The 1,713-nt window shown below is 56.1% G+C and carries 1 protein-coding gene; it reads left to right on the top strand.

The window, feature by feature from the left end; translation table 11 throughout:
• Positions 1-260 precede the first annotated feature (260 nt).
• Positions 261-1,619, top strand: a complete 1,359-nt coding sequence (locus ACZ53K_RS42655; RefSeq protein ID WP_468848534.1) for a deoxyguanosinetriphosphate triphosphohydrolase family protein — start codon at positions 261-263, stop codon at positions 1,617-1,619.
• The last annotated feature ends 94 nt before the right edge of the window (positions 1,620-1,713 follow it).

The following is a 1,713-nucleotide window of genomic DNA, read 5'->3' as shown; positions in this document are numbered from 1 at the left end:
CTCCAGTACCGCAGCGACGTCATCGACGGCTGCCTCACCGGCACCGGACTCATCCCCGCCCCACCATGACGACATCACGCATTCAAGGTCAGTAATGGGGCTGCCCTGGGTCACAGAGCTGCTGCGGTCCGTCAGGCAGCCGCAGGCGGTACTGCCCTTGGGCTGAGTAGGGAGCGATCTCACCTCTGCAGTTGAGATGCGAGGTGGATCGAAATGAGGCACGATTGGTTACGTATGGTCACGAATAACTTGCATGTCAGGTGGTCATCGTGGATGCATCAATCAATGACGAGTTTCCTCCCGATGTGCGCGCGAACAATACCGAGGATAAAGCGTCGAAACATGTCGAGTACAGGTCCCAATTCCAGCGCGACCGGGATCGACTACTTTACTCGTCCGCATTTCGCAGACTTGATGGAATCACGCAGGTCGCCTCAGTGCGCGAGCGGCAACTCCTGCATAATCGCTTGACTCATAGCCTGAAGGTTGGCCAATTGGGCCGCCGCATGGCGGAACGCCTCAGGGGCCTCGATGGTTTCAATTGCGAAGTGAGCGCGGATGATTTCCCTGACATCGTGGAGGTGGCGGGACTTGCGCATGACCTTGGACATCCTCCATTCGGGCATATAGCCGAGAGTGTCCTAGACGGACTAGTGGGTCCGGAAAATGGCGGCTTCGAAGGGAATGCCCAATCTTTTAGGATAGTGAGTAAGATCGCCGTCCGGGGCGACTGCCTGGGCCTCAACCTCACTCGGGCAAGCCTAAATTCTATTCTCAAGTATCCAATATTCCTTGAGGATTTCCCGTCGCACTGGGCAGTCTCCTGGCATGATCGCAGCCGGGGAAGCAAGTGGGGCGTGTATGAAAGGGAGCGTGACGTCTTCGAGTTCGCTCGCGGCGGCCTCGAAGGGGATATAAGAAGCTCAGCGGCGATCGTGATGGACTGGGCTGACGACGTGTCCTACGCAACTCATGACATCTCCGATTACTTTAGGGCCAACTTGATTCCGCTACACACATTCAGAGATGACCTGAGCGGGGAGGCCATTCTCGACTTCATGAAGGGGCGAGGAAAGGATTACGACCGAGAGCAGCTCGAATCAGCATACGAGCGCCTTTGTAAACGAGAGCTTCCGGATGAGCCGTGGGGGGATAGGATTGACGATCGGAAAAAACTCTACGCCCTGATGTCGAATCTCATCGACGATGCGGCCAACGCAGTACAGCTCACGGCGAATGACCATCCCCCGTATATGGAAGTTGACATTGCCGCCCAGTATGAAGTGGAGATCCTAAAGAATCTGACCTTCCTCCATGTGATCGAAAAGTCGCCACTTAAGGTGGCCCAGTCAGGGCAGCGAAGGATAATTGCGGGGATCTTCGAATGCCTGCGTGACGATAATGCGGCTAAGCCAGTCTTGCTGGTGGAGATTGAGAACGCTATCTCCGACGCGGAGTCCCGAGGTGCGGCTCCTCACGCAAGCGATATCGAGCGCCGCTCTCGCGCGATATGCGACTACTTGTGCGCACTGACTGAAGATCAGGCTGTCGACCTTTATGAGCGACTAACAGGCCTCAAGGTCTCAAAGGCCTCTATCTTCGACGTTTGGTTTAACTAGAGATCTTTAACGGTGGGGGTTACGCGAGGTTGAGGTCCAGTCCGGTTCCGGTGAGGTAGCCGTCGATGAGGTCGGGCCGGTACTGCACGCGTTT

The sequence above is a fragment of the Streptomyces sp. NPDC033221 genome (assembly GCF_055577005.1).
This window is presented reverse-complemented; position numbering and strand designations above follow the sequence as displayed.